This is a genomic window from Kitasatospora sp. NPDC097691, assembly GCF_040302665.1.
Classification (GTDB): Bacteria; Actinomycetota; Actinomycetes; order Streptomycetales; family Streptomycetaceae; genus Kitasatospora.
This window is the reverse complement of the sequence record NZ_JBEORY010000004.1, coordinates 182,026-208,715: the sequence shown is the minus strand read 5'-3', so window position 1 is coordinate 208,715 and position 26,690 is coordinate 182,026. Positions and strand designations below refer to the sequence as shown.

The window sequence follows — 26,690 nt, the reverse complement described above, 5'->3', positions numbered from 1 at the left end:
CCCGCCACCCCGGTGGGCACGCAACGCGGTGCTCAGGCGGCGTGGGTCCGCGGCGGCCGCGCCGCTTCCGTACCGGTACGGGCGCCGTCGTCCGCCGCCGCCGCCGTGGTCACGTCGTGGTGGATCGGCCCGTCGCCGGCGCTCAGCGGCAGGCAGCTGCCGCCGCGCCGGTGGGCGATGATCTCGGCGGCGACCGAGACCGCCGTCTCCTCGGGGGTGCGCGAGCCCAGGTCGAGGCCGATGGGGGAGCGCAGTCGGGCCAGTTCGGCCTCGGTGAGTCCGGCCTCGCGCAGCTTCGCCTCGCGGTCCCGGTGGGTGCGGCGCGAGCCCATCGCGCCGACGTAGCCGACCGGCAGCCGCAGGGCGCGTTCGAGCAGCGGGACGTCGAACTTGGCGTCGTGGGTGAGCACGCAGAGCACGGTGCGTCCGTCGATCCGGCCGAGCTGGGAGTCCAGGTACCGGTGCGGCCAGTCGACCACGACCTCGTCGGCGTCCGGGAAGCGGCGGGCGGTGGCGAAGACGGGCCGGGCGTCGCAGACGGTGACGTGGTAGCCGAGGAACCTGCCGATGCGCACCACCGCGGCCGCGAAGTCGATCGCCCCGAACACCAGCATCCGCGGCGCGGGCACGTAGGACTCGACGAAGCAGGTGACGGTGCCCTGCTCGTGGTCGTCGCAGGGGCGTCCGTCGAGGCCGAGGACGAGCCGGCCGGTGCGCCCGGCCTCCAGCATCGCCCGGGCCTGCGCGACGATCGCCCGCTCCAGGCCGCCGACGGTGGAGGGCCCGACGGAGAGCGCCCCGCTGAGGCCGTCGGCGGTGACCGCGAGGGTGGCGCCGAGCAGCCCGGCCGGTCCGGCGATCACCCGCACCAGCGCCACCGGCGTCCCGGCGGCGATGTGGGCGATCCCCGCGTCCAGTCCGGCGTCGGCCCCCGGCACGACCGGCTGGACGAACACGTCCAGGACTCCGCCGCAGGTCAGCCCGACCGCGAAGGCGTCCTCGTCGCTGAACCCGAAGCGCTCCAGCACCGGCTCGCCGCTCTCGATCGCGGTCTGACACAGCTCGTACACCGCGCCCTCGACGCAGCCGCCGGAGACGCTGCCGACCGCCTCGCCGTCCGCGTCCACGGCCAGCGCCGCCCCGGGGTCGCGCGGTGCGCTGCCGGAGACGCCGACCACGGTGGCCACGGCGAACGTACGCCCGGCCGCGTGCCAGGCCTGCAGCTGCTCGGCGATGTCCTGCATGGCGGAGGCTCCTTACACGGTTCGACAGTAGCGGTGGACGCCGCCGTACGGGAAACGATCCCGTACGGCGGCGGTGTTGCGCGGGGCCGGCCGGGCGCCGGCCGTCAGGGCCGGCTGTGCCCCCGGGGCCGGCGGGTGCGCCCGGAGCAGGCGGGGCCGGCTAGTGCACGCCGAGCCAGGACTTGATCGGCGTGAGCGCGAAGTACAGCACGAACACCCCGGTGAGGATCCACATCAGCACCCCGGGCTCGCGCCAGCGTCCGACCCCGGCCTTGATGACCGTGTACGAGATGACGCCGGCCGCGACGCCCGCGGTGATGCTGTACGTGAACGGCATCAGCGCGCAGGTCAGGAAGGCCGGGATGGCCACCTCGCGGTCGGACCAGTCGATGTGCCTGGCCTGGCTCATCATCATCGAGCCGATCACGACCAGGGCGGCGGAGGCCACCTCGACCGGGACGATGCCGGCGATCGGCGAGAAGAACAGCATCAGCGCGAACAGCCCGCCGGTGACGGTGGACGCGAGACCGGTCCGGGCGCCGTCGCCGACGCCGGTCGCCGACTCGACGAAGACGGTCTGGCCGGAGGCGCCCGCCAGGCCGCCGACCGCGCCGCCGGCGCCGTCGATGAACAGTGCCTTGGACAGCCCGGGCATCCGGCCCTGCTTGTCGGCCAGTCCGGCCTCGGTGCCGACGCCGATGATGGTGGCCATCGCGTCGAAGAAGCCGGCCAGCACCAGGGTGAACACCGCGACCGAGGCGCTGATCGCGCCCATGCCCTTGCCGCCGAAGGCGCCGAACAGGTCGACGTGGCCGAACAGGCTGAAGTCGGGCGCGGAGACGGGGCTGCCGGGCCACACCGGCACGGAGTTCTTCCAGGCCGAGGCCGGTACGTCGGCGGCCTTGTTGACGATCACCGCGAGCACGGTGCCGCCGGCGATGCCGATCAGGATCGCGCCGCGGACGCCGCGCGCCATCAGCACGAAGACGGACAGCAGCGTGACGCAGAAGATCAGGACCGGCCAGCCGGCGAGTTCACCGGCCGGGCCGAGGGACAGCGGGGTGGGGCCGCCGGTGTGCATGAACCCGGCCTTGTAGAGGCCGATCACGGTGACGAACAGGCCGATGCCGATGGTGATGGCGTGCTTGAGCGGCAGTGGGATGCCGTTCATGATCTTCTCGCGCAGTCCGGAGACCACGAGCAGCACGATCAGCAGGCCGTAGATCACGCACAGGCCCATGGCCTGCGCCCAGGTGGTGTGCGGGACGACCAGGGCGGAGACCGCGCCGGAGACCGAGAGGCCGGCGGCGAGGGCGAGCGGCACGTTGCCGACCACGCCCATCAGGATGGTGGTGACGGCCGCCGCCAGCGCGGTGGCGGTGGTCAGCGCGGCGTGGTCGAGCTTGACGCCGGTGACGTCCGCGCCGCTCAGGATGAGCGGGTTGAGCAGGATGATGTACGCCATCGCCATGAAGGTGGTGAGACCACCGCGGAGTTCGTTGGCGAGTGTCGAGCCCCGGGCCGAGATCTTGAAGTAGGCGTCCAGTGCGCTCGACGGGCGGGGGGCCGGGGACGACGGGTGGGTGTCGTCCCCGGCGGGTCTGTCTTCGGTGGTGCCGGGCTCCGTGGGGATCCTGGTCATGTCCACTCCCAAGTGTCAAAGGGGGTTGGGGTGGGCGAGCCGACCTGACTGCCGGTCAACGAAGCGGCGTAGGGGGACGCATCGACTCACTGGGGGCACTCGAAAAGAGGGGGAGTGCCGGCGGTGCTTGGAGGGTGGTGCGCACCGCTGCTGACCCCGGCGTGGGCAGGGCAGCGGGTGGGGATGGTGCCCCCGGGGCGGCGGGGAAGACTGTCGCCGCCCCGGGGAAGCGTGAACTGCCGGGATCAGCCGGGCTGTTCGGTGGTCAGGTGCTCGGGGCGGACCGGGATCCGGTTGAGCGCGAGACCGGTGGCGTTGCGGATGGCGGCCACGATGGACGGCGTCGCCGAGACGGTCGGCGCCTCACCGACCCCGCGCAGCCCGTACGGCGCGTGGGGGTCGGGAAGTTCGAGGACCTCCACCGGAATCGGCGGGGTGTCCAGGATGGTGGGGATCAGGTAGTCGGTGAAGGAGGCGTTGCGGACCTTGCCGTCCCGCACGATGATCTCCTCCATCACCGCGAGGCCGAGCGCCTGGGTGCAGCCGCCCTGGATCTGACCGACCACGGAGAGCGGGTTGAGTGCCTTGCCGACGTCCTGGACGGCGGTGAGCTCGACCACCTTGACCAGGCCCAGCTCCACGTCCACGTCCACCACGGCGCGGTTGGCGCAGAAGGTGTACTGGACGTGGCCGAAGCCCTGGCCGGTCTCCTTGTCGAAGGGCTGGGTGGGTCGGTGGTGGTGTTCGCGGGTGAGGTCGATGGCCTCGTCGCCGAGCAGGTCCACCATGGAGACCAGGATGCCGGCGCTCTCCGAGACGACCTTGCCGCCGGCCAGCACGATGTCCTTGTGGGTCCAGCCGTAGCGCCGGCGGCCCTTGTCGATCAGCTCCCGCCGGACCGCCTCGGCGGCCAGCTTCACCGCGCCACCGGTCATGTACGTCTGGCGCGAGGCCGAGGTCGAACCGGCCGATCCCACCTCGGTGTTGGCCGGGTGGATGGTGACCTGCTCGACGCCCAGCTCGGTGCGGGCGATCTGGGCGTGCACGGTGACGCCGCCCTGGCCGACCTCGGCCATCGCGGTGTGCACCATCGCGACCGGCTCGCCGCCGATGACCTCCAGCCGCACCCGGGCCGTGGAGTAGTCGTCGAAGCCCTCGGAGAAGCCGACGTTCTTGATGCCGACCGAGTAGCCGACGCCGCGCACGATCCCCTCGCCGTGCGAGGTGTTGGACAGCGCGCCGGGCAGCGCCCGCACGTCCAGGTGATCGGTGTCCAGCGGCGGCGGCAGCGGCATCTCCTTCGCCCGGCGCAGCAGGTCGGCCACCGGCGCGGGCGAGTCGATCTGCTGGCCGGTGGGCATGAAGTCGCCCTCCGACATCGCGTTCAGCTGCCGCAACTCCACCGGATCCATGCCCAGTTCGACCGCCAGCTTGTCCATCTGCGACTCGTAGCCGAACGCCGCCTGGACGGCGCCGAAGCCGCGCATCGCCCCGCAGGACGGGTTGTTGCTGTAGAGCGCGATGGCGTGCATCCGGACGTTCGGGATGACGTACGGGCCGTGCCCGAGCGAGGCCGCGTTGCCGACCACGGCCGGCGAGGCGGAGGCGTAGGCGCCGCCGTCCAGCACGATCCGGCAGTCGGCGAAGACCAGCTTGCCGTCGCGGGTGGCGCCGTGCTCGTAGTGCATCTTCGCCGGGTGGCGGTGCACGTGGCCGTAGAAGGACTCGTCCCGGGAGTAGACGATCTTGACCGGCTTGCCGGTGTGCTGGGCCAGCAGACAGGCGTGGATCTGCATCGAGATGTCCTCGCGGCCGCCGAAGGCGCCGCCGACGCCGGCCAGGGTGAGCCGGACCTTCTCCTCGGGCAGGTCCAGCACCGGGGCCATCTGCTCGCGGTCCACGTGCAGCCACTGGGTGGCGATGTAGAGGTCGATGCCGCCGTCCTCGGCGGGCACCGCCAGGCCGGACTCGGGCCCGAGGAAGGCCTGGTCCTGCATGCCGACCTCGTAGTCGCCGCTGACGATGACGTCCGCCAGCGCCCGTACCTCGTCGGTCACGCCGCGGCCGGAGACCAGCTTCTGTTCGTGGCAGATGTTGCCGTACGCGTGCGACTTGTACTCGTGCGGCTCGTGGACGTAGCCGTGCGTCTCCGGGTCGAGGCACTGCTCCTCGGTGACGATCGGGGTGAGCACCTCGTACTCGACCTTGATCTTCTTCACCGCGCGGCGGGCCGTCTCCGGGTGGTCGGCGGCGACCAGCGCGATCGCCTCGCCGTGGTACCGGATCTTGTCGATGGCCAGGGCCGGCTGGTCCTGGATCTCCAGGCCGTAGTACTTCGCGCCGGGGATGTCCTCGTGGGTCAGCACCGCGTACACGCCGGGCACCTTGAGCGCCTCGGAGATGTCCACCGAGAGGATGTCGGCGCGGGGGTGCGGCGAGCGCAGCGCCATACCCCACAGCATGTCCTCGTGCCACATGTCCGAGGAGTAGGCGAACTCGCCCCTGACCTTCAGGTTGCCGTCCGGGCGCAGCGGCGAGCCGCCGATGCCGTCCTTGGACGCCTGGTTGATGTTCTGCAGGTTCTTCTGGCCCTGGATGGTCCTCGTGGTCATGCCGAACCCTTCCCGGCGCACTTGCGGGCCGAGGCGAGCCGCACCGCGTCCATGATCTTCTCGTAGCCGGTGCAGCGGCACAGGTTGCCGGACAGCGCCTCGCGGATGTCGTTGTCGCTCGGCTGGGCGTCGTGCTCCAGCAGGGCGTCGGTCTGCACCAGCAGCCCGGGGGTGCAGAAGCCGCACTGGACGGCGCCGGCGTCGATGAACGCCTGCTGGACCAGGCCCAGTTCGCCGTTCTCCTCGCTCAGCCCCTCGACCGTGCGGACCTCGCGGTCCTGCACCTGGCCGGCCGCGACCAGGCAGGAGCAGACCGGGACGCCGTCCAGGTAGACCGTGCAGGAGCCGCACTCGCCCTGCTCACAGGCGTTCTTCGAGCCCGGCAGGCCGACCCGCTCGCGCAGCACGTAGAGCAGGCTCTCGCCCTCCCACACGTCGTCGGCCTCGACCGGCTTGCCGTTGGCGGTGAAAGTGACCCTCATGCCGCACTCCTGATCTGCTTGCCGTAGTCGTTCCAACACCAGGTGAGGGTGCGGCGGGCCATCACGGCCAGGGAGTGGCGCCGGTAGTCGGCGGTGCCCCGGACGTCGTCGATCGGCGAGGCCGCGGCCTTCACCAGCTCGCCGAACCGCTGGATCACCTCGGCGCCCAGCAGCTCGCCGGACTCCCAGAGCCCGCGCTCGGCGAGCACGCCCTGCAGGTACTCCTCGGCCTCGACGGCGCGGCGCGGCGTGGGGGCAGCCGAACCGATACCGGTGCCGACGGTGCCGTTCTTCGGGTGGAGGGCGAAGCCGAAGGCGCAGACCGCGATCACCATCGCGTTGCGGGTGCCGATCTTCGAGAACTGCTGCGGGCCGTCCGCCACCGGGATGTGCACCGCCCGGATCAGCTCGTCGGCCTCCAGGCTGTTGCGCTTCACGCCGACGTAGAACTCGTCGATCGGGATCATCCGGGTGCCGCGCACCGAAGCCGCCTCGACGAACACGTCCCGCCCGGCCGCCAGCAGCGCGGGGTGCGCGTCACCCGCCGGCGAGGCGCCGCCGAGGTTGCCGCCGACGCCGCCGCGGTTGCGGATCTGCGGCGAGCCGACGGTGTGGGCCGCCAGGGCGAGACCGGGCAGCGGCCCGGACAGCTCGTCGATGATCCGGGTGTAGGGGACCGAGGCGCCGAGCTTGACGACGCTGCCGTCGTTGGACCATTCGGTGAGCTCGGTGATGCGGTTCAGATCGAGAATCGCGGATGGCCGGTGCACGTCGAAGTTCATCTCGACCATGACGTCCGTCCCGCCCGAGATGGGCAGTGCGGTCGGGTACTCAGCCTTCGCCGCGAGTGCCTCGTCCCAGGTGGCGGGCCGAAGGAACTCCATGCGGGTGTCTCCTCAAGTCGTCGCCCGCCGGGTGTCCGGCGGCGTGTCGCCCAGTGAACTCCTGTGACGCGGCCCACTGGCAGTCACCGATGGCATGAAGCCCCGGCTGTGGTCCCGCCCGGCATCCTGTACGTTCCTCTAAGGAGCAGAATCTCGCAGCCCAGGTGTTCGCCGGGTGCTACCTACGACCGTAATCCGGCCGTGACGGACGGGCTACGGGCCCGTGATCCGGGCACCCGCTGGTGCGTAACGCCGAGCACGGATGTTCGGGCACACTGTGACCCCCGGACCGAAGGCCCGGTGCCCCTTCCCCCCGATCCCCCGCCCGAACCCCCGCCCGAATCCCCCCGATCCCCTCGATCCAGCCCCAAAGGAGTCCGCGGATGCGTGTCCGTGACCTGCTCGCCCCCGGCGCCCCGCGCTTGCGCCTGCTCGCGGCCGAGGAAGAGCTGGACCGGCAGGTCAGCGGCGTGATGACGACGGACCTGCAGGACCCCGGCCGCTACCTGCACGGCGGCGAACTGGTGCTCACCGGCATGCTCTGGCGCACCGTCCCGGCCGACTCCGAGCGCTTCGTGCGGACCCTCGCGGCCGGCGGCGCGGTCGCCCTCGCGGCCGGCGAGGCCGAGGTCGGCCCGGTTCCCGAGGACCTGGTCGAGGCCTGCCGCCGCCACCGGATGCCGCTGCTGGCCGTCCCCGACGACATCGCCTTCGGCACCGTCACCGAGTTCATCGGCCGTCAGGTCTCCGCCGACCGCGCCGCCGATCTCGCCGCCCTGGTCGACCGGCACCGCCTGCTCGTCTCGGCGGCCGGCGGCGGCGGGCTGGACGCGGTGCTCGACCTGCTCGGCGGCGACCTCGACCTGGACTGCTGGGTGCTCGCCCCCACCGGCGCGGTGATCGCCGGCCCCGCCGACCGGCTCTCCGCCGAGGACCGCGACCAGCTGGTGCGCGCCCACCTCGCCGCCCAGCGCCAGCGCCGTCGCCCCCCGCACCGGGTCCGTCTGGCCGCCGGCTCCTACTCGCTGCTGCCCGCCGTGGCCTCCGCCGAGCACGAGGTGTCGCTGGCCGACTGGATGCTCGCGGTCGCCGGCGACATCACCGAGTGGACCACCAAGCGCCAGCAGCTCGCCGAGAACCTGGCCCGACTGGTCGCCGCCGAGCGCCACCGCCGCGACGAGGGCCGCCGACTGCGCCGCCGCCTCGCCGACGAGGTGCTCGCCCTGCTGCGCCGCGACGCCGACCCGGCCGAGATCAGCCGCACCCTGTACGCCTCCTCGGCGATGGCCGCCCGCTACGAGGGCACCGAGTCCAAGTCCCAGACGGAGGACGGCTCCTGGCTGGTACTCAGCGCCGAGGGCACCGGCCTGCCCGAGGGCACCGTCCGGGCCGTCCTGGAGGAGGCGCTCGGCGCCGCCTCCGACCGCGCCCTGGTCGCCGGGACGGGCGCCGGCGCCGTCGTGGTGCTGCCCGCCCCGGACAGCCCGGTGCCCGCCGACACCCTGCGCGACCTGCTCGCCCCGCTGGAGGCCGGGCTCGGCTCCGAGGGCCGGATCACCCTCGGGGTCTCCGCCCCCGCCTCCGAGGCCGGCGGCCTGCGCGGCGCCCTGGAGGAGGCCCGGCACGCCCGCCGGATCGCCGCCTCCCGGGTCGGCCGGGTCTGCGTCGCGGGCCCGGAGGAACTCGCCTCGCACGTCCTGCTGCTGGCCGCCGTCCCGGACGAGGTCCGCCGTGCCTTCCGCAGCCGCCTGCTGGACAAGGTGATCGCGTACGACATCGAGCACCAGGCGGACCTCGTCCGGACCCTGGAGGCGTTCCTGCGCTCGGACGGCTCCTGGACCCGCTGCGCCGCGCAGCTGCACGTCCACGTGAACACCCTGCGGTACCGGATAGGCCGGATCGAGGAGCTGACCGGGCGTGACCTCTCCCGGCTGGAGGACCGGGTGGACTTCTACCTGGCGCTCGAACTGGCCTGACGGGGCTTCGGCACGCGCGAGGGCCCGCCGCGATCGATCTCGCGGCGGGCCCTCGTCGTCAGGTTCGTGCAGTCGGCCGGTCGTCGGCCGGTCGGACCGTCAGACCGTCGTGCGGTCGGCCGCTACTGGGCCGGGATGATCGAGGTCAGCCACTGGAAGGCGCCCGGGACCATCTTCTTCCACATCTCGGTGGTGTGCGGGCCGGTGCCCTCCTCGACCTGGACGGTGGTCGGGGCCTTGGCGGCGGCGCGGATCGCCTCGCCGTCCTCGTAGCCGTCGCCCTTGGCGCCGCTGATCAGCATGGCGACCTTCGGCGGCTGCTGGGCGGCCTTCAGGATGGTGACCGGGTTGTTGGCCTCGCGCAGCTTGGGGTCCTTGCCGACCAGCGAGTCCTTCTCGGTCGCCGGGTCGTTGTAGCCGGACATCGCGATGGCGGCGCGGTACCGGTTGGGGTGGGCCAGCGAGAGCTTGGCCGCGCAGTGCGCACCGGCCGAGTAGCCGGCGATCGCCCAGCGGTCCGCGGACGGGTCGGCGCGGAAGTTGTCCAGCACCATCTGCGGGACGTCCCGGGTGATCCAGGCATCGGCGTTGATCTTGCCGGGGATGTCGGTGCAGCCGGCGTCCTGGTTGCTGCCGAGCAGCAGGGTGCGCGGCGAGACCAGGATGAACGGGGCGACCTTGCCCTGCTGCATCAGCGGCTTGAGCTGCTCGGAGACCTTGAGCGTGCCGTACCAGGTGGAGGAGGAGCCGGGGAAGCCCGGGATCAGCTCGACCACGGGGAACTTCTTGTCCTTGAACGCCGGGTCGTTGTACTGCGGCGGCAGCCAGACCAGCACCTCGCCGTCGACGCCGGAGACCTGGCCCTTGAGGCTGGTCTTCTGCACGTCGTTGGGTACCGCCGGGTCGTTCACGCCGCCGAAGCTCTGCTTCACCTTCGGGGGCTCCTTGGCGGCGTCACCGCTCCCGCCGGCCGCGTCCGCCGGCGGCACCGGGGGCACGGCGCGGACGTGGTTGCCGGTGCCGAGCAGGTCGTCCCAGCTCCCGTAGATCAGGTTGGCGTTGTTGACCATCACGAAGACCATCAGCACGGCCGTGACCTGGCAGAACATGATCATGACGATCCGGGTGAGGGCCTTCACCGGCTGAGGACCGCCGACCTTCCCCCAGAACAGCAACGCCACTGTGATGGACACCGGCACAAGAATGACGGTGAGGATGAGGAATGGCGTACCTGTCAGTTCCATCGCGTTCTCGTATCCGGGTCGCTCGCCGCCCGGGCCCCAGTCGCCCGAACGCACGTCAATGTCATCAGACGGATGAGAACCGAAGATCGGTTGCCGTCCGAATCTGTGCGGAACCTGAGAGGAACATCACGTTCTCGTGATGAACCCCCTTCGGATCGGCGCCTAGTCTGTCATCCGGACGAAGGTCGTCCGGACCAGATGTTCAGCGAACTTCCAGGAAAGGTCCCCCGGGGCACCTTACCTCCCAGGGCGTTCCGGCCGCCGGGCGAGGCGGTGCGATCGCGCGCGGGCGGGCCAGGGAGACTATGGGGATGAGCATCACCCGCTTTCGCCCGTCCCGACGCTTCTGGCCCGTGTGCGCCGTCCTGGCCCTCGCGATCACCGCGGCCGGCTGCAGCAGTACCGGAGGCAGACGCGCCGAGGAGGCCCGCGCCAAGGCCGCGGCCGCCGGCGGCAGCGCCGTCACCACCCCGCGCTGGAAGGTCGCCATGGTGACCCACTCCGGCGCCGGCGACGCCTTCTGGGACACCGTGCGCAAGGGGGCCGAGCAGGCCGCCGCCAAGGACAACATCACCTTCCTGTACTCCAACGACGCGCAGACCCAGAACCAGGTCCAGCTCGTCCAGGCGGCCATCGACCAGAAGGTCGACGGCCTGCTGGTCACCCTCGCCAAGGGCGACGCCATGGCCGACGTCCTCGCCAAGGCCAAGGCGGCCGGCATTCCCGTGATCACCATCAACTCCGGGCAGGAGTACTCCCAGAAGTTCGGCGCCCTCACCCACATCGGCCAGGACGAGTCCACGGCCGGCCAGGCGGCCGGCGCCGAGCTGGCCGCGCGCGGCCGCAAGAACGTGCTCTGCGTCATCCACGAGCAGGGCAACGTCGGCCAGGAGCAGCGCTGCTCCGGCGCCCAGTCCAAGGCCGGCGGATCCTTCCAGGTGCTCTACGTCAACGGCGTCGACATGCCCGACGCCCGCGCCGCGGTCTCCGCCAAGCTCCAGGCGGACCCGACCATCGACACCGTGCTCACCCTCTCCGGCCCGATGGCGGCCACCGGTCTGCAGGCCATCCAGGACGCCCGCCGCCCCGTCGAGCTGGACACCTTCGACCTGGGACAGCAGGTGGTGGCCGGGCTCAAGTCCGGCAGCGTCGGCTTCGCCGTCGACCAGCAGCCCTACCTCCAGGGCTACGAGGGCGTCGACCTGCTCTGGCTCTACAAGTCCAACCTGGACATGCTCGGCGGGGGCAAGCCGGTCGAGACCGGCCCGCAGATCCTCACCAAGGAGAACGCCGACGCGCTCGCCGAGTACGTCGCGAGGGGGACCCGGTGAGCAGCCCGGACCTCCTCGCCCAGGACGGCCTGACCCAGGACCGCCCGGCGGCCCTGCGGCGGCTCCTCGCCCGCCCGGAGCTGGGTTCGCTGATCGCCGCCGTCGCGGTCTTCCTGGTCTTCGCCGTCGTCGCCGAGCCCTTCCTGCGGCTCTCCTCGCTGGGCACCGTGCTCTATGCGGCGTCCACCATCGGGATCATGGCGGTGCCGGTCTCGCTGCTGATGATCGGCGGCGAGTTCGACCTCTCGGCCGGCGTACTGGTCACCACCGCCGCGCTGACCTCCTCGATGGTCTCGTACCAGCTCACCGCGGTGACCTGGGTCGGCGTGCTGGTCTCGCTCGCGACCACGCTGGCGATCGGCTGGTTCAACGGCTGGATGCTCGGCCGCACCAAGCTGCCCAGCTTCATCGTCACCCTCGGCACCTTCCTGATGCTGACCGGTGCCAACCTGGGCCTCACCAAGGCGATCTCGGGCACCGTCTCCACCAAGTCGATCGCCGACATGCAGGGCTTCGAGTCCTGCCGGTGGCTGTTCGCCTCCGAGGTCACCATCGGCGGACTGACCGTCAAGGCCACCGTGTGGTGGTGGCTGGGCCTGCTCGTGGTCGGCAGCTGGGTGCTGCTGCGCACCCGCTTCGGCAACTGGATCTTCGCCGTCGGCGGTGACGCGGACGCCGCCCGCGCGGTCGGCGTGCCGGTCGCCCGGACGAAGACCGTGCTCTACCTGGGCGTCGGCTTCGGCGCCTGGGTGCTGGGCCAGCACCTGCTGTTCTCCTTCGACACGGTGCAGTCCGGCGAGGGTGTCGGCAACGAGCTGATCTACATCGTCGCGGCCGTCATCGGCGGTTGCCTGATCACCGGCGGCTACGGCTCGGTGGTCGGCTCCGCGCTCGGCGCGCTGATCTTCGGCATGGCCAGCAAGGGGATCATCTACGCCGAGTGGAACCCGGACTGGTTCAAGTTCTTCCTCGGCGCGATGCTGCTGCTGGCCGCGCTGCTGAACGCCTACGTCAAGCGCCGGGCCGAGCGGGGGCCGCGATGAACACCGAACACACGACGAGTACCGGACAGGCGGGCACCGAACTGCTCTCCCTCGACGGCGTCGGCAAGAGCTACGGCACCGTCCGGGCGCTGCAGGACGTCTCGCTGACCCTGCGGGCCGGCGAGATCAGCTGCGTGCTCGGCGACAACGGGGCCGGCAAGTCCACCCTGATCAAGATCATCTCGGGACTGCACGGGCACGACGAGGGCAGCTACACCGTGGGCGGCGAGGAAGTCCGCTTCGACTCCCCGCGCCGGGCCCTGGACCGCGGCATCGCCACCGTCTACCAGGACCTCGCCGTCGTCCCGCTGATGCCGGTCTGGCGCAACTTCTTCCTCGGCTCCGAGCGGGGCACGCGCCGCTGGGGCGGCCTGCGCCTGGACGCCGACGGCATGCGCGCCACCACCCGCGAGGCCCTCGCGAAGATGGGCATCGACCTGCACGACGTCGACCGGCCGATCGGCACCCTGTCCGGCGGCCAGCGCCAGTGCGTGGCGATCGCCCGCGCCGTGCACTTCGGTGCCAAGGTGCTGATCCTGGACGAGCCCACCGCGGCGCTCGGCGTCAAGCAGTCCGGGGTGGTGCTCAAGTACGTCACCGCCGCGCGCGACGCCGGGCTCGGGGTCGTGCTGATCACCCACAACCCGCACCACGCGTACCTGGTCGGCGACCACTTCACCCTGCTCAAGCGCGGCCGGATGGCGGGCAGCCACCCGCGCGCCGAGATCAGCCTGGAACAGCTCACCACCGAGATGGCCGGCGGCTCCGACCTCGCCGAGCTGTCGCACGAGCTGGCCCGTCCCTCCGTCCCCGACTCCCGTGAGGAGCGTCCGCAGCCGTGACCAGCCCTCAAGGCAGCACCCGGCCGCCCGTCCTGCCCACCCTGCTCGGCCTCGGCCCGCGCGCCGAGCGCCGCCGCCGCGCCCTGCCCGCGGGGATACTGCGACTGCCCACCATCGGCATCGACATCGGCGGCACCAAGGTGGTCGCCGGGGTGGTGGACGGCGAGGGCAAGGTGCTGGAGAAGCTGCGCACCGACACGCCGGACAAGAGCAAGAGCCCCAAGGTGGTCGAGGACGTCATCGTCGAGCTGGTGCTGCAGCTCGCCGACCGCTACGACGTCCACGCCGTCGGCATCGGCGCGGCCGGCTGGGTCGACGCCGACCGCTCCCGGGTGCTGTTCGCCCCGCACCTCAACTGGCGCAACGAGCCGCTGCAGCAGGCGCTCAGCGAGCGGCTGCGGTTCCCGGTGATCGTGGAGAACGACGCCAACGCCGCCGCCTGGGCCGAGTGGCGCTTCGGCGCCGGGCGCGGCGAGGACCACATGGTGATGCTCACCCTGGGCACCGGTATCGGCGGCGCGGTGGTCCGGGACGGCTACGTCGACCGCGGCAAGTACGGGCTGGCGGGCGAGTTCGGGCACATGCAGGTGCTGCCCGGCGGCCACCGCTGCCCGTGCGGCAACCGCGGCTGCTGGGAGCAGTACTCCTCCGGCAACGCGCTGGTGCGCGACGCGCGCGAGCTGGTCGCCGAGGAGTCCCCGGTGGTGCAGCCGCTGCTGGCCCGGGCGGGCGGGACGGTCGAGGGCATCACCGGCCCGCTGGTCACCGAGGCCGCGCAGGACGGCGACCCGACCGCGATCGAGCTGCTGTACGAGGTCGGCACCTGGCTGGGCGTCGGCATCGCCAACCTGGCCGCCGGGCTGGACCCGGGCCGCTTCGTCATCGGCGGCGGCGTCTCGGAGGCCGGAGACCTGCTGCTCGGGCCGGCCCGCGACACCTTCCGCCGCACCCTCACCGGCCGCGGCTTCCGCCCCGAGGCCGCCATCGTGCACGCCGCCCTCGGTAACGACGCCGGCCTGGTCGGCGCCGCCGACCTCGCCCGCCAGGTGGCCCGGCGCTTCCGAACCATCAAGCGGCGGCGGGTGGAGCGCAGCGCGCTGTAGGCGGGTTGCGGGCGCGTGGTGGGGGCGCTGTAGGGGATGCCGCCGGGTGCTGCCCGGGGGAGTGGCGGACGACTTTCAGCGGACAGAGTTCAGCGAACAGATGATGAAATCTGTTCGCTGAACTCTGTCTGCTGTCTGCTGTCTGCTGTCCGGCGTCGGCTGTCTGATGCCGGCCGTCGATCGTCGGCTGTCCGCCCCGTCGGTGCCCGTTTGCTTCCGTCTCGTCAACTACCCACCGGTAGTGGCGCCGTGTGGTTGTCGGATCATCCCTCCTGTGGAACAACTGAGTTGACGTCGACTCAGGAGGACTCGGATGAGGGCTCTGGCCCGTCTGGCACCACCACTGCTGCTCACCACCGCGCTGATCTGGTCCACCGCGCTGCCGGCCGGAGCCGCGGCCCCGCCGCCGAAGGCGCCCGAGGCGGTGGGCCGGGGCGGAGCGGTGGCCACCGTCGACGCCGACGCCACCGCCGCCGGGATCGAGGTGCTGCGCAACGGCGGAAACGCCGTCGACGCGGCGGTCGCCGCCGCAGCCGCCCTCGGGGTCACCGAGCCGTACTCCTCCGGCATCGGCGGCGGCGGGTACTTCGTCTACTACGACCACGCCACCGGCCGGGTGCACACCATCGACGGCCGGGAGACCGCCGGCCGCACCGCCGACACCGGGCTGTTCCTGGAGGACGGCAAGCCGCTGGCCTTCGCCGACGCCGTCACCAGCGGCCTCTCCGTCGGTGTCCCCGGCACCCCGGCCACCTGGGACGCCGCACTCCGCCAGTGGGGCACCCGCTCGCTCGCCCAGGCCCTCGAACCCGCCGAGCGGATCGCCGACAACGGCTTCGTCGTGGACGAGACCTTCCGTGGCCAGACCGCCGACAACCAGGCCAGGTTCAAGGACTTCCCGGCCACCGCCGCGCTCTACCTGCCCGGCGGCAAGCCCCCCGAGGTCGGCAGCGTCCTGCGCAATCCGGACCTCGCCGCCACCTACCGGCTGCTCGCCAAGGACGGCGTGAAGGCCTTCTACCGGGGGAAGTTGGCCGAGGACATCGTCAACACCCTGCAGCACCCGCCGGTCGACCCGGCCTCCGGCCGCAACGCCCGCCCCGGCAAGGTGGACACCGCCGACCTCGCCGCCTACCGGGTCCGCGCCGACCAGGCCCCCACCCACGTCGCCCACGGTGCCTACGACGTCTACTCGATGGCCCCCTCCAGCTCCGGCGGCACCACCGTCGGCGAGGCGTTGAACATCCTGGAGGACGGCGGCGACGTCGCCACGTACAGCGGCGCGCAGTACTACCACCGCTTCCTGGAGGCCTCCCGGATCGCCTTCGCCGACCGCAACCGCTGGGTCGGCGACCCGGCCTCCGTCGACGTTCCCACCAGGCAGCTGCTGTCCGAGCGCTACGCCGCCTCCCGGGCCTGCCTGATCAGCCCCGACCACGCGCTCACCAGCCCGCTCGCCCCCGGCGACCCGCGCCACCCGGCCGACTGCGCCGACACCGGCCAGGCCGTGGCCGAACCGTACGAGGGCCCCAACACCACCCATCTGACGGTCGCCGACCGCTGGGGCAACATCGTCTCCTACACGCTCACCATCGAGCAGACCGGCGGCAGCGGCATCACCGTCCCCGGCCGGGGCTTCCTGCTCAACAACGAGCTGACCGACTTCGACTTCACCCCGCTCGCCCCCGGCGTCCCCGACCCCAACCTGCCGGGCCCGGGCAAGCGGCCGCGTTCCTCGATGTCCCCGACCGTCGTGCTGCGCGACGGCGAGCCCTTCCTCGCCACCGGCAGCCCCGGCGGTGCGACGATCATCACCACCACCCTGCAGGTGCTGCTCGGCCGGCTGGACCGCGGCCTGAGCCTGGAGCAGGCGATCGCCGCGCCGCGCGCCAGCCAGCGCAACACCGCCGCGACCCAGGCCGAGCCCGCCTTCCTGGCGCTGCCCGAGCGGGCCGGGCTGGAGGCGCTCGGGCACGCCTTCACCGCCGTGGCGGAGATCGGTGCCGCCACGGGCGTGGAGCGGCTGCCGGACGGGCGCTGGGTGGCCGCCGCCGAACCGGTGCGGCGCGGCGGCGGCTCGGCCGCGGTGGTCCGGCCCGCGCGCTGACCGAGCCCTTCGGACGCCGACCCCGGCGGTGGCGCGGTCGGTGCGCGGTGGGTACGCGGTCGGTGGACCGTGCGCTGACCGGTGCGCTGACCGGTGTGCCGACCGGTGCGCCTGCCCGTGACCCGGGCGGCGGCCGTGCGCCGGGGCCGTCCGGATTGTCAGTGCCGGGCGGTATGTTCGGGGTGGGCCTCCCCCGCGAGGGGGGCCCACCCCGTCAGCACCCGTCAGCACCCCGTCCGTACCGAACCACCGGGAAGGCCGCCCGCCGTGACCGTCCGCATCGCCACCTGGAACATCAACTCCGTCACCGCGCGGCTGCCCAAGCTCCTGGAGTGGCTGGCGAGCGCCAAGCCCGACGTGCTCTGCCTCCAGGAGCTCAAGTGCGCGGCCGACGCCTTCCCGTACGACGAGGTCCGCGAACTCGGCTACGAGACGGCCGCGCACGGCATCGGCCGGTGGAACGGCGTCGCCATCGTCTCCCGGCTCGGCCTGGAGGACGTCGTGCGCGACCTCCCCGGCCAGCCCGGCTACCTCGCCGACGGCGCCCTGCTGCCCGACGTCGAGCCGCGCGCCATCGCCGCCACCTGCGGCCCGGTCCGGGTCTGGTCGGTCTACGTGCCCAACGGCCGCGAGGTCGGCCACGCGCACTACCACTACAAGCTGGAGTGGCTGGAGGCGCTGCGCAAGGCCTCCGTCGAGGACGCCGCCGGCGCCCGCCCGTTCGCCGTCCTCGGGGACTTCAACATCGCCCCGTCCGACGAGGACGTCTTCGACGTCGCCGCCTTCGAGGGCCTCACCCACGTCACCCCGGTCGAGCGCGCCGCACTGGAGGCCCTGGGCGAGATCGGCCTGCACGACGTCGTGCCGCGCCCGCTGAAGTACGACCGTCCCTACACCTACTGGGACTACCGCCAGCTGGCCTTCCCCAAGAACCGGGGCATGCGGATCGACCTCACCTACGCCAACAAGGCCTTCGCCGACGCCGTCACCGACAGCTACGTCGACCGCGAGGCCCGCAAGGGCAAGGGCACCTCGGACCACGCACCGGTCGTGGTGGACCTCGACCTCTGAGCACCCCGGCCGTCGCGGCGCGCCGGGGTCACCACGCCGGTTACCCCGGGTGGCGGGCCGTAACCCGAACGGTCCTGAGCGCTGGCTGAGCGCGGGGCGCATGCCTACGGTCGGTGAATGACCGGGTGCAGTTGATCGACCACGTGGACATGGGTGTCCCCGGCTGTGCCCGAGAATCCCGGAGGTTCCGGCATGCGCCCCATGCGTACGGCCGCCGCCGCCCTGATCGGCGCGACGGCGCTGACCGGCCTGACGGCCCCCCTCGCTTCCGCCAGGGACGGCTCGGCCTCGGTCAGCCCGTCCCAGGCCGCACCGGGCCAGACCGTGACGGTCACGGTCTCCTGCGAGAAGTCGGACAAGCCCGACGCCAAGACCATCACCGCCCACTCCGCCGCCTTCGAAGGCGGCCCGGCGACCCTCACCCTCGGCCCCGACGGCAAGCACGCCGGTTCCGCCCGGTTGGCCTCCCAGCAGTCCGGGGACAGCAAGGTCGACGGCACCTGCCCGGACGGCGGCGCCTTCTCGACCACGGTGACCGTCGCCACCGTCACCTCCGCCGCCCCCGCCGGCCCCGCCACGCCGGACAAGAGCCTGGGTGACTGGGGCAAGGCGGCAGGGGAGTGGGCCGGATCGCTCGGGCAGTCCGGCGCCGGCAGCCAGCAGGTCGCCCCGCACGGCGCCGTGCAGACCGGCCTCGGCGGCTCGGTCGCGGAGAACCCGGCGGAGCTGGCCGGCGGCCTCGCCCTGGTCGCGGGAGGCGTCGGCGGTTTCTGGCTGCTCCGGAGGCGCGGTGCCTGATGGCCTCCCCGACAGCCCTGTGCCGCGCCGCCGGATCCTGACGGGTCCGGCGGCGCGGTGCGGTGTCGGATGGTCCGCCGGACCGGACCGGACCGGACCGGGCCGGGTGGTTCGCGGTGCTGTGTGGTTCGGGGTGTGGGGTGGTTCGGGGTGGCGGGCGGTCTGAGCCGTCAGAAGGTCCGCCGGGTCAGACGGTGCGGGGCTCCAGCGGCGCGAGCGCGGTCCGCTGGGCGAAGCCGGCCCGTTCGGCGGGGCCGCCCTCCTGTGCGCGTCCCTCCTCCTGCGCGAGCAGGCCGCTGGCCAGCAGGTACTGGGCCAGCACATAGGTGGCCATGATCCAGAACTGATGCCCCGGCAGCTCCCGCCACTTCGCCAGCTTGGTGGCGATCAGCGTGTCGGAGAGCAGGAACAGCGCCCCGCCCAGCCCGGTCCGCCAGCCCAGCCCGGCCGAGGTGACGGCCGTCGAGGTGAGCAGCAGGCTGTAGCCGGCCACCGGGACCCGCAGGTCCCCGAGGTCCGGCCAGAGCTGACCGACCAGGGCCACCCAGGCCGTCGCGTACGCGGCCGCGACCACGAGGGCCCGCCGGCGGTCGGTGAGTGCCCCGTGCCGGACGAACATCGTCACGTAGCAGACGTGCGCGGCCGCGAAGGAGCCCATGCCGGCCAGGAACGCGGGGTCGTTCTTCAGCTGGAGCAGCACGTCCCCGCCCGCGCTCAACATCAGCGCCGGCGCCAGCAGCTTCGGCGCCTCCCGCTCGGCGGTCCTGGCCGCCACCACGCTGTGCGCCGCCAGCAGCGGCATCAGCGCCGGCTTGGTGGCGTTCTGCAGCACCGACGCGCCGGACAGGATCGAGCCGAGGTGCGCCGCCGAGGTGGCCGCGAATCCCCCCAGCAGGCCGCCGGCCGACCGCAGGCGCGCACCGAGGACGGCACGGGTGGTCGTACGAATGCTCATGTGCACCTCTTGGTGAATCGCTCGCGGGGCTCGCTCATGCGCGCGTGGCCTCCGAGGGACGGGCGGGGGATCCGTACCGACCCTAAGGGAGCCGAACAGGGGCCGGAAGGGCAGGTTACCGGTGCGTAACCCGGGCGGCGTCGGGCGGGTGACGGGGAAGCCGGGGAACGGTCGGCCGAGGAGCGGAGCGAGGGCGGCCGATTCCAGGGCTCTTGCGGAGACTTCCTCAGGAGGGCGGTTGCTGCCACCGGGTGACCCGGGCACCGTCTACTCTGGACCCCGACATGGATCAGCAGGAGTACGCGGTCGGTGCCACCCGGGTGGCGGCCGGTCGGCCGAACGGACGTACGGGCGGGGCAGGTCGGGGAACCGCCGCCGCCGTCCTCGCCGTACGCGAAGCCGTGCGGACCGAGGCTGCCGGCGCCCTTGATGCCCTCGATGCCGTCGGCACCGCTGACGCCTCCGACACCACTGGCACCACTGGCACCACCGACGCCGCTGACGCCGCTGACGTGGAACCCGGGCTCGGCGCCGCGGACGGCGCCGACGACACGCGGGCTGCCGGTGCCGGCCACGGCGTCGCCCTCTCGCCCGACCCGGGGCTGCTGCGGTTGGCCCACTGGTTCGCGGCCGCCACCCCCGGCAGTGCCGACGACCTCTGCACCGCGTCCTTCGGGCTCTACCCCGCCCGCCACCTCGGCGCGCCCGCCGAGCCCGCCGACCCCGACGTCAGCTGGTGGCACGGCCCCACCGCCCACGGACTCGCGTCCGCGCGCTCCCGCGAGACCCGCGCCGACGGCGGACTGCGCCGCGCCCGGCGCGACTCCGCCGAGCTGCCCGTCGTCCGGTCAGGCGCCAAGTCGGGCAGGCCCGGCAGGCACCGCAAGCCCGAGCGCATCCCGCTGATGTCGGAGGAGGCCGCGAGCGTGGGTCCGCCTCCGCTCGTGGTCGCGCAGGATCGTTCCGGCGAGGAGCTTCCCGCCGCCGAACGCCGGATCGCCGCCCGGCTGTTGCTGGCGCACCCGCTGGTCACCGCCTCCGGCCCGCACGCCGACGGCTTCCCGTTGATCCGTCGTCACCGCGACTGGCTGGCCGAGCGCTTCGACACCCTGCTCGGCTACCGCCTGGACGTCGGCCCCTGGCACGCCCGGCTGTGCAAGGCCGGCCTCGGCCCCGGCGCCGCCCGCCGCCTCGAACACCCCGCCACCGGCGCACCGTTCACCCCGGGCGGCTACGCCCAACTCGCCCTTGCCCTGGCACTGTTGGTCGACGCCCCGGAGCAGCTGGAGTACCGGCGGCTGCTCGACGCGATGCGCGCCGCCGCACCCGGGCTGACCGCCGACCCGGCCGACCTCGACATGGCGCTGGCCGCGCTGGCCGGATGGCAGGTGCTCGGCGAACTACCGGCCGGCACCGCCGCCGACGCCTCTGCCGCCGCCCCGGCCGACGCCGACGCCGATGCCTCTTCCGACGCCTTCGTCCTGACCGTGGACCGCGACCTCGCCCGCGCCGTCCCGGTCGGCCCGCCCGCCCTGGCCGACGACGCCGCCGACCTCGTCCGCCGCGCCGCCGAGGCCGAACCCGCCACGGCCGTCCGCCGCCTCCTCGCCGAGACGCCCGCCGTCCTCGCCGCCGACCTCCCCGAGGACTGCCGCACCTGGCTGCACGAGCACCGGCTCAGCGGTCCCGCCGCGCTCGCCGACTTCCTCGGCCTGGAGACCGAACTACGCGCCGAGGGCGTCGCACTGCTCGACCCGGCCGCCGAACTCACCGACCTCGCCCTCCCCGGCGCCGGCACCCTCGCCCAGGCCACCCTGCTGCTGGTCGAGCGCCTGGTCGAGGAGGTCCGCCCGCTGCCCGCGGAGACCACCGAGGGCGACGTCCCGATCGCCGACGCGCTGATAGACGGCGTCCTCGGCGACATCACCGACGAGTACGGCCTCCCGGCCCGCTACCTCTCCGACCGCACCGCCCTGCGCCGCGACGCCCTGGACCTCCTCCACGGCCTCGGTCTGATCACCCCCACCCCCCAGCCCAAGCGCCCCCCGACCTGGCACCTGCGCCCCCACGCCGCCCGCTTCGCCCCCGCCCCGGACCTCCACCCCACCCCAGGCACCGGCCGCCACTCCCGCCCGGCCCCCTTCATCCCGCCGCCCCCGGGCCCCCGGACCGAGCAGCGGGCGTAGCGCCCGTCCTGCGGGCGGCGGGGTGGTGCTCCAGCCGCAGATCGCTGCTTCGTCGGTTGCGGCGGACCAGCAGTCACCAGTGCCCGGGCCGTTCGGCCGGATCGGTGCCGGTTCCGGGCCGTCACTTCCGTTCGGCTCCGGGGCCGCTGCCACGAGGTGGGTGATACGGGGCCGGGAAGGCAGAAGCACCGCGCCCGAACTGCGGGCGGCGGTGCCGGGAGATGGGCTGCGGTTACTTGCCGGTGGTGGCGGTGGCGCTGACGAGGGAGCCGTGTTCGACGGTTTCCACGGTGGCGCCGACGCCCAGGGTGCCGAGGGCGATGGAGGCGAGGACGGCGGTGCAGGCGAGCAGACGACGGTGCCGCTGCGGGAGCGGGAAGCGCGGTTCCTGGTAGGGCGCCTGAGGGCTGGCGTTCATGACCCGGAGGTTGCCACTGCGGTGTGAACGGTCGGTACGCGCGGGTGAAGTCCGGACGGGGGTTGGGCGTCGGTTGGCCGCGTACGCCCCACCCCTCCCGAGCGGGGCGTACGCCCTGGTCAGCGCGGTGTCGACCGATCACGGACGGAGACCCGGGCGGAGGCCCGGGCGGTGGAGGCGCGTCCCGTCAGGCGGCGTGCTCCGCGCCCGGGTCGTGCGCGGTGTCGAGGTAGCGGGAGAGGGCGAGGCGGCTGCTGGTGAGGTCGTCGATCCGGGCGTCGAGGTCGGCGAGTTCGCCGCGCAGCATGGCGAGCAGGTCCGGACAGGCCTCCAGGACGGGGACCGGGCCCGTGGCGCAGGGCAGCAGTTCGCCGATGACCCGGGTGGTCAGCCCGGCGGCGAGCAGGCTGCGGATCTGCCACACCCGTACGGTGTCCTCCTCGCCGTACTCGCGGTAGCCGGCCGTCGTGCGGGTGGGTTGGAGCAGGCCCTGCTCCTCGTAGTAGCGGAGCAGCCGGGTGGACACCCCGGTCAGGCGGGCGAGTTCTCCGATGCGCATGATCGGGCGAACACCGCCGCCGACCGGGGTGTTCCCGTCTGCTCGGCTCTCGTGGAGCGGCCCGCCCCGGCCGGGTCCCTCGGTCAGCCCTCGTCGAGGCCCTTGACGAACTCCAGCATCACGGCGCGCAGTTCGGGCAGCGCCTCGACCACCGGCAGGTGTCCACTGGCGAGTCGGACGAAGCGCGCGCCGGGGATGCCCTCGGCCAGCAGGCGGTGCTGGGACGGTGGGACGAGCATGTCCTCGGCGGTGCTGACGACCAGGGTCGGCACGGCGATCGCGGCCAGCTCGGCCCGCACGTCGGCTTCGCCCGCGAGCCGGAACTGCTGGCGGATGCCGTCCGGCAGCGGGGACTTGAGCGCCTCCTGCAGCCCCGCGAGCTGTTCGGCGGGCAGGGCGTCCACCCACGTCTCGCCGAGCACGACGGTGAGCACCAGTCGGGCGAGGTCGTCGGGCCGCTCGCCGAGGTCGACGATCAGCTCGGAGAGCAGCCGCATCCGGGCCGACCCGCCGGCCACACCGGCGAGCAGCAGCAGTGAGCGGACGCGTTCGGGGTGGCGGGTGGCGATCCGGACGGCGGCGGCGGCACCGAGCGAGTACCCGGCCAGGTCGAAGGTGTCCAGGCCCTCCGCGTCGGCGGTCGCGACCAGGCGCTCGGCCAGCTCGTCCAGGGTGGGGCGGCCGGGTTCGGACGGGCTGTCACCGGAGCCGGGGTAGTCGGGGGCGACGACGGTGCGGTGGACGGCCAGGTCGGGCAGCAGTGGGCCCCAGTTGTCCCGGGCGCTGCCGCCGGCGCCGTGTGCGAGCAGCAGGCCGGGGCCGGAGCCCTGGACGATCCGGGCGAGCGGGGCGGGTGTGGAAGGCATGACGGTGCTCCTTCGTGGACGGCGGTTTCCCCCGGCAACGAGGACGGTAGGCGTTCACACCGGTGGGAAGGTCAAGCGCGCGGGTACCGGACCGGACGCCCGGAGGCGCGCCGGAGACCCGGAGGCGCATCAAAAGACGAGCCGGCCGCTCCCGCCGTGGTTACGTACCGCGCAGGAACGCCTACGCTGGGAGCACGGAGTGCGGTTTGGACACCGTACGAACGCTCTCCGCCGCCGGGGCGCCCACCGTGCCCGCGTCGGCCGCACCGGTGTTGCCCCGGGCCGGGTGGTCGCCGAGGAGGTGCCAGGCCCCATGTCCGGAAACGCCGCGTCCGGCCACGTCGCGTCCGGCGGTGCCACGTCCGGCAGCGTTCCGTCCGGCAGCGTTCCGTCCGGTGATGCCGCGCCCGGTGACGCCATGCCTGGTGATGCCGCGCCCGGTGATCCCACGTCGGGGATCGTCAAGCCGCTGCCCGCCGAGTGGTTCGTCCCGCACGGCACCAATGCCGAGATGCGCTGGGAGGCCCTGCGTGACGCCGAGGGGAGGTCGACCGTCGGTCGGCACGTGCCGGTGGAGCGGTTCTTCGTCCGCAACCACACCGGCACTCCGCTGATCGACGCCGACGCCTGGCGGCTGCGGCTGTTCGGCAGCGGTCTGCGCGGCGCCCCGACGGCCGGACGGCCGGTGGAGTTCGACCTGGCGGCGCTGCGGGCGCTGCCCGCGACCCGGATCAGTGCGGTGATCGAGTGCGCCGGGAACGGCCGTGACTACTTCCGCCGCCAGCAGGGCCGGCGCGTCCCGGGCACGCCGTGGACGCTCGGCGCGATCGGCTCCGCGCTCTGGCGGGGCGTCCGGCTGGCCGAGGTGCTTCGGGCGGCCGGGCTGACGGCGGAGGCGGTCGACGTGCTGCCGACGGGCCTGGACGCGCACTACGTCGTCGACGGCGTCGACCACGGCCCGGTGCGCCGTCCGCTGCCGATCGCCAAGGCCCTGGAGGACGCGCTGCTCGCGTACGAGATGAACGACGAGCCGCTGACCCCCGACCACGGTGCGCCGCTGCGGCTGGTGGTGCCGGGCTGGGTGGGCGTCGCCTCGATCAAGTGGGTCGGCAGCATCGAGGTCGCCGACCACCCGCTCCACTCGCCGTGGAACACCGACTTCTACCGGATGTTCGGCCCCGACCACCCGCCCGGCGGCGGTGCGCCGCTCACCGCGCAGGTGGTCCGGAGCGCGTTCGAACTGGCCCCGGGTGCGGTGCTGGAGGCCGGTCGCCTCCACCGGTTGCACGGGCGGTCGTGGTCCGGCACGGCGGCGGTGCGCCGGGTCGAGGTGAGCACCGACGGGGGAAGGAGCTGGCGGCGCGCCCAGCTGCACGGCTGGTCGCACGCCGACGACTGGACGCGCTGGAGCTTCGATTGGCACCCCGGGCGGCCCGGCCGGTACGAGCTGCGCGCCCGCGCGACGGACCGCCGGGGCAACGGCCAGCCCGAGCGGGCGGTCTTCAACCGGGAGGGCTACCTGTTCGGCGCGGTGGTGGCCCACCCGGTGACGGTGGTCTGACCGCGCCGGACCGACCGGGGAGGACGGAGCCGCCGATCGTGACCCGCCTGAGGATCGACCGTCGGCCCGGCCCCGGGCCGGGACGGGCTCAGCCGGTGGACTGGACCTCGTACGGCGCCGGGTACGGCGTCTCGTACGGGGTCAGCACCAGTCGCACCACGTCCTCCAGCCGCCGCCTGGCGTCCCCGAGGGTGGTGCGGCCGGTGACCCAGGCGGTCAGCTCGCCCTGCCAGGCGTGGGCGACGATGTGCCGCACCAGGTCGCTGGACGCGGCGGGCACGTCGGCCGTCACCGCCTGCAGGGCGGTGCTGTCGGCCCGGGCCATGCCCTGCAGCGCCTCGCTGGCGAACGGATCGGTGGAGGCGGCCACGGCCACCCGTAGCCGGGCCAGTTCGGGCTGCCGCTGGTACGCCCGCATCCCGCCCCGGACGAACCGGACCGCCCGGTCGGTGTCCCCCAGCCCGGCCCGTGGCCCGCGCAGCTCGGCCACCAGGTCGGCCAGCAGCAGGCGGTGCCACTCGGCGATCGCCGCCGCCAGGAGGTGGTCCTTGGACGAGAAGTAGCGGTACGCCGTCCCCAGGGCGACTCCGGACCGCTCGCAGACCTGCTTCATCTGCAGCCGCTCGACGCCGATCTCGTTCACCAGGGCGAGCGCGGCCGCGATCAGGCTTTCGCGGCGTTCGAGCTGACGTGGAGACATCGCCTCCACCGGCCGTGGTGACAGGTCAACCTTGGTCACCCGCACCATGATACGGGCCGGGGCCGCTCAGGAGTATGACGCCGACCGGCCCCCTTCCGTTCGCCCGCGGGTCACCGGGCCGCGGCGGCCCTACGTCAGCCGGCGGATCAGCGCCTCCTGGGCGGCCGAGGCGACCAGTCGGCCGTCGCGGTCGTAGAACTCGCCGAGCGTCAGGCCGCGGCCGTCCGAGGAGGACGGGCTGCGCTGGGCGAACAGCAGCCAGTCGTCGGCCCGGAAGGGCCGGTGGAACCACATCGAGTGGTCCAGCGAGGCCATCAGCAGGGTGGGCGGCCCGCTGCGCTGGAAGAAGTTCGGCTGCTCGTCCAGCCCGGCTGTGGAGGCCAGGGTGAGGTCGGACAGGTAGGTGAGGGCGGCGGCGTGCAGCGGCGCGCCGTCCGGGAGCCGGGAGGCGGTGCGCATCCAGACGAACTGCTGGAGCGCGCCGGGCGCGGCCGGCGGCAGGCCGGGGGTGTCCGCCGGGACGAAGCGCAGTTCGAGGTCGCGGAAGCCTCCGGTCGCGGCGACCGCCGCACGCAGCTCTGCGGGCCAGTGCGCGGTGGCGTCGGGCAGGGACTCCGGGCCGGGCAGCGCCGGCATCGCGGGCTGGCGGTCGTTGGCCGGCTCCGGGCGCTTGAAGGAGACGGTGAGCGAGAAGATCTCGTTCCGCTTCTGGACCGCCGTCACCCGTCGGGTGGTGTAGGTGACGCCCTCGCGCAGGCGTTCCACCACGTAGTCGATCGGCCGGGTCGGGACGCCGGGCAGCAGGAAGTAGCCGTGCAGGGAGTGCGGTGTGAGCTGGTCCTCGCAGGTGCGTCCGGCGGCGACGAGTGCCTGCGCGGCGACGTGTCCGCCGAAGGCGCGCATCGGGGCGCCGGCGTGGCAGAAGCCCCGAAACGTGTTCTCGTCTGGCTGCTCCAGCTCCAGCAGCTCGGCGAACGGGGAGGTCGGGCGGGTGTCCAGGACGGCCGGGACGGGCGGTGCGGTCAGGTCGGTCACGAGGTCATAGTGGCAGAAGCCAACCGTGCCG

General features: G+C 73.3%; 22 protein-coding genes. 10 read left to right on the top strand and 12 right to left on the bottom strand.

Annotated features, from left to right (window positions below; translation table 11 throughout):
• Positions 1 to 32 precede the first annotated feature (32 nt).
• The 5 genes from ABTY56_RS04875 to ABTY56_RS04855 form a co-directional block, all read right to left on the bottom strand.
• Positions 33 to 1,244: an XdhC family protein gene (locus ABTY56_RS04875; protein WP_350626594.1), complete on the bottom strand. Its 1,212-nt coding sequence runs from the start codon at positions 1,242 to 1,244 to the stop codon at positions 33 to 35.
• Positions 1,245 to 1,404: 160 nt separating this feature from the next.
• Positions 1,405 to 2,886, bottom strand: a complete 1,482-nt coding sequence (locus ABTY56_RS04870; RefSeq protein WP_350626592.1) for an NCS2 family permease — start codon at positions 2,884 to 2,886, stop codon at positions 1,405 to 1,407.
• A gap of 245 nt (positions 2,887 to 3,131) precedes the next feature.
• The gene (pucD, locus tag ABTY56_RS04865) at positions 3,132 to 5,498 is read right to left on the bottom strand and encodes a xanthine dehydrogenase subunit D (RefSeq protein ID WP_350626590.1); all 2,367 of its coding nucleotides are present in this window, start codon (positions 5,496 to 5,498) and stop codon (positions 3,132 to 3,134) included.
• Entirely contained in the window at positions 5,495 to 5,980 is a 486-nt protein-coding gene (locus ABTY56_RS04860; RefSeq protein ID WP_350525513.1) for a (2Fe-2S)-binding protein, read from the bottom strand. Before ABTY56_RS04860 ends, pucD begins: the two co-directional genes overlap by 4 nt.
• On the bottom strand, positions 5,977 to 6,864 hold the full coding sequence (locus ABTY56_RS04855; RefSeq protein ID WP_350626588.1) for an FAD binding domain-containing protein: 888 nt from the start codon (positions 6,862 to 6,864) through the stop codon (positions 5,977 to 5,979). The genes ABTY56_RS04860 and ABTY56_RS04855 overlap by 4 nt, the downstream gene beginning before the upstream one ends.
• 383 nt (positions 6,865 to 7,247) lie before the next feature.
• Here ABTY56_RS04855 and ABTY56_RS04850 point away from each other — a divergent pair, with 383 nt between their 5' ends.
• Positions 7,248 to 8,840 carry a PucR family transcriptional regulator gene (locus tag ABTY56_RS04850; RefSeq protein ID WP_350626586.1) on the top strand — a complete coding sequence of 531 codons (1,593 nt, stop codon included), beginning with the start codon at positions 7,248 to 7,250 and terminating at the stop codon, positions 8,838 to 8,840.
• Positions 8,841 to 8,962: 122 nt separating this feature from the next.
• Here the strand turns inward: ABTY56_RS04850 and ABTY56_RS04845 are convergent, their stop codons facing one another.
• Positions 8,963 to 10,033 (bottom strand): alpha/beta hydrolase, encoded by a 1,071-nt coding sequence (locus tag ABTY56_RS04845; RefSeq protein WP_350626584.1) that lies wholly within the window; start codon positions 10,031 to 10,033, stop codon positions 8,963 to 8,965.
• Positions 10,034 to 10,401: 368 nt separating this feature from the next.
• Here ABTY56_RS04845 and ABTY56_RS04840 point away from each other — a divergent pair, with 368 nt between their 5' ends.
• From ABTY56_RS04840 to ABTY56_RS04810, 7 genes are all read left to right on the top strand, one after another.
• The gene (locus ABTY56_RS04840; protein WP_502893025.1) at positions 10,402 to 11,415 is read left to right on the top strand and encodes a sugar ABC transporter substrate-binding protein; all 1,014 of its coding nucleotides are present in this window, start codon (positions 10,402 to 10,404) and stop codon (positions 11,413 to 11,415) included.
• Positions 11,412 to 12,458, top strand: coding sequence for an ABC transporter permease (locus tag ABTY56_RS04835; protein ID WP_350626580.1), 1,047 nt, complete (start codon positions 11,412 to 11,414; stop codon positions 12,456 to 12,458). Before ABTY56_RS04840 ends, ABTY56_RS04835 begins: the two co-directional genes overlap by 4 nt.
• Complete coding sequence (locus ABTY56_RS04830; protein ID WP_350626578.1) at positions 12,455 to 13,300, top strand: ATP-binding cassette domain-containing protein; 846 nt, start codon at positions 12,455 to 12,457, stop codon at positions 13,298 to 13,300. The genes ABTY56_RS04835 and ABTY56_RS04830 overlap by 4 nt, the downstream gene beginning before the upstream one ends.
• Positions 13,297 to 14,403, top strand: a complete 1,107-nt coding sequence (locus ABTY56_RS04825) for an ROK family glucokinase (protein ID WP_350626576.1) — start codon at positions 13,297 to 13,299, stop codon at positions 14,401 to 14,403. The genes ABTY56_RS04830 and ABTY56_RS04825 overlap by 4 nt, the downstream gene beginning before the upstream one ends.
• A gap of 313 nt (positions 14,404 to 14,716) precedes the next feature.
• The gene (gene ggt, locus ABTY56_RS04820) at positions 14,717 to 16,510 is read left to right on the top strand and encodes a gamma-glutamyltransferase (RefSeq protein ID WP_350626574.1); all 1,794 of its coding nucleotides are present in this window, start codon (positions 14,717 to 14,719) and stop codon (positions 16,508 to 16,510) included.
• A gap of 267 nt (positions 16,511 to 16,777) precedes the next feature.
• Positions 16,778 to 17,581 (top strand): exodeoxyribonuclease III, encoded by an 804-nt coding sequence (locus ABTY56_RS04815; protein WP_350626572.1) that lies wholly within the window; start codon positions 16,778 to 16,780, stop codon positions 17,579 to 17,581.
• A gap of 192 nt (positions 17,582 to 17,773) precedes the next feature.
• A complete protein-coding gene (locus tag ABTY56_RS04810; RefSeq protein ID WP_350626570.1) occupies positions 17,774 to 18,379 on the top strand; it encodes a hypothetical protein in 606 nt (201 codons plus the stop codon).
• A gap of 187 nt (positions 18,380 to 18,566) precedes the next feature.
• On the opposite strand, the gene ABTY56_RS04805 is transcribed toward ABTY56_RS04810, so the two are convergent.
• Positions 18,567 to 19,334: a lysoplasmalogenase gene (locus ABTY56_RS04805; protein WP_350626568.1), complete on the bottom strand. Its 768-nt coding sequence runs from the start codon at positions 19,332 to 19,334 to the stop codon at positions 18,567 to 18,569.
• 284 nt (positions 19,335 to 19,618) lie between these two features.
• Here ABTY56_RS04805 and ABTY56_RS04800 point away from each other — a divergent pair, with 284 nt between their 5' ends.
• The gene (locus ABTY56_RS04800) at positions 19,619 to 21,520 is read left to right on the top strand and encodes a DUF2398 family protein (RefSeq protein ID WP_350626567.1); all 1,902 of its coding nucleotides are present in this window, start codon (positions 19,619 to 19,621) and stop codon (positions 21,518 to 21,520) included.
• 232 nt (positions 21,521 to 21,752) lie between these two features.
• Here ABTY56_RS04800 and ABTY56_RS04795 read toward each other — a convergent pair whose 3' ends face one another.
• The 3 genes from ABTY56_RS04795 to ABTY56_RS04785 all read right to left on the bottom strand — a co-directional run bounded on the left by ABTY56_RS04795 (position 21,753) and on the right by ABTY56_RS04785 (position 23,363).
• Entirely contained in the window at positions 21,753 to 21,938 is a 186-nt protein-coding gene (locus ABTY56_RS04795; RefSeq protein ID WP_350626565.1) for a hypothetical protein, read from the bottom strand.
• 187 nt (positions 21,939 to 22,125) lie between these two features.
• Entirely contained in the window at positions 22,126 to 22,497 is a 372-nt protein-coding gene (locus tag ABTY56_RS04790; protein ID WP_350626563.1) for a MerR family transcriptional regulator, read from the bottom strand.
• 83 nt (positions 22,498 to 22,580) lie between these two features.
• Positions 22,581 to 23,363 (bottom strand): alpha/beta fold hydrolase, encoded by a 783-nt coding sequence (locus tag ABTY56_RS04785; protein ID WP_350626561.1) that lies wholly within the window; start codon positions 23,361 to 23,363, stop codon positions 22,581 to 22,583.
• A 313-nt stretch (positions 23,364 to 23,676) separates the two neighbouring features.
• Between ABTY56_RS04785 and ABTY56_RS04780 the strand changes: the two genes are divergently transcribed.
• Positions 23,677 to 24,924 (top strand): sulfite oxidase, encoded by a 1,248-nt coding sequence (locus tag ABTY56_RS04780; protein WP_350626559.1) that lies wholly within the window; start codon positions 23,677 to 23,679, stop codon positions 24,922 to 24,924.
• An 88-nt stretch (positions 24,925 to 25,012) separates the two neighbouring features.
• Here ABTY56_RS04780 and ABTY56_RS04775 read toward each other — a convergent pair whose 3' ends face one another.
• Positions 25,013 to 25,663, bottom strand: a complete 651-nt coding sequence (locus ABTY56_RS04775; protein ID WP_350626557.1) for a TetR/AcrR family transcriptional regulator — start codon at positions 25,661 to 25,663, stop codon at positions 25,013 to 25,015.
• Between the two features lie 90 nt (positions 25,664 to 25,753).
• Complete coding sequence (locus ABTY56_RS04770) at positions 25,754 to 26,659, bottom strand: acyl-CoA thioesterase (RefSeq protein WP_350626555.1); 906 nt, start codon at positions 26,657 to 26,659, stop codon at positions 25,754 to 25,756.
• Positions 26,660 to 26,690 lie beyond the last annotated feature (31 nt).

Coding starts and splice junctions, on each gene's coding strand:
- ABTY56_RS04875 (WP_350626594.1), bottom strand. CDS start 1,244: ATGCAGGACATCGCCGAGCAGCTGCAGGCCTGGCACGCGGCCGGGCGT.
- ABTY56_RS04870 (WP_350626592.1), bottom strand. CDS start 2,886: ATGACCAGGATCCCCACGGAGCCCGGCACCACCGAAGACAGACCCGCC.
- pucD (WP_350626590.1), bottom strand. CDS start 5,498: ATGACCACGAGGACCATCCAGGGCCAGAAGAACCTGCAGAACATCAAC.
- ABTY56_RS04860 (WP_350525513.1), bottom strand. CDS start 5,980: ATGAGGGTCACTTTCACCGCCAACGGCAAGCCGGTCGAGGCCGACGAC.
- ABTY56_RS04855 (WP_350626588.1), bottom strand. CDS start 6,864: ATGGAGTTCCTTCGGCCCGCCACCTGGGACGAGGCACTCGCGGCGAAG.
- ABTY56_RS04850 (WP_350626586.1), top strand. CDS start 7,248: ATGCGTGTCCGTGACCTGCTCGCCCCCGGCGCCCCGCGCTTGCGCCTG.
- ABTY56_RS04830 (WP_350626578.1), top strand. CDS start 12,455: ATGAACACCGAACACACGACGAGTACCGGACAGGCGGGCACCGAACTG.
- ggt (WP_350626574.1), top strand. CDS start 14,717: ATGAGGGCTCTGGCCCGTCTGGCACCACCACTGCTGCTCACCACCGCG.
- ABTY56_RS04810 (WP_350626570.1), top strand. CDS start 17,774: ATGCGCCCCATGCGTACGGCCGCCGCCGCCCTGATCGGCGCGACGGCG.
- ABTY56_RS04805 (WP_350626568.1), bottom strand. CDS start 19,334: ATGAGCATTCGTACGACCACCCGTGCCGTCCTCGGTGCGCGCCTGCGG.
- ABTY56_RS04800 (WP_350626567.1), top strand. CDS start 19,619: ATGGATCAGCAGGAGTACGCGGTCGGTGCCACCCGGGTGGCGGCCGGT.
- ABTY56_RS04795 (WP_350626565.1), bottom strand. CDS start 21,938: ATGAACGCCAGCCCTCAGGCGCCCTACCAGGAACCGCGCTTCCCGCTC.
- ABTY56_RS04790 (WP_350626563.1), bottom strand. CDS start 22,497: ATGCGCATCGGAGAACTCGCCCGCCTGACCGGGGTGTCCACCCGGCTG.
- ABTY56_RS04785 (WP_350626561.1), bottom strand. CDS start 23,363: ATGCCTTCCACACCCGCCCCGCTCGCCCGGATCGTCCAGGGCTCCGGC.
- ABTY56_RS04780 (WP_350626559.1), top strand. CDS start 23,677: ATGTCCGGAAACGCCGCGTCCGGCCACGTCGCGTCCGGCGGTGCCACG.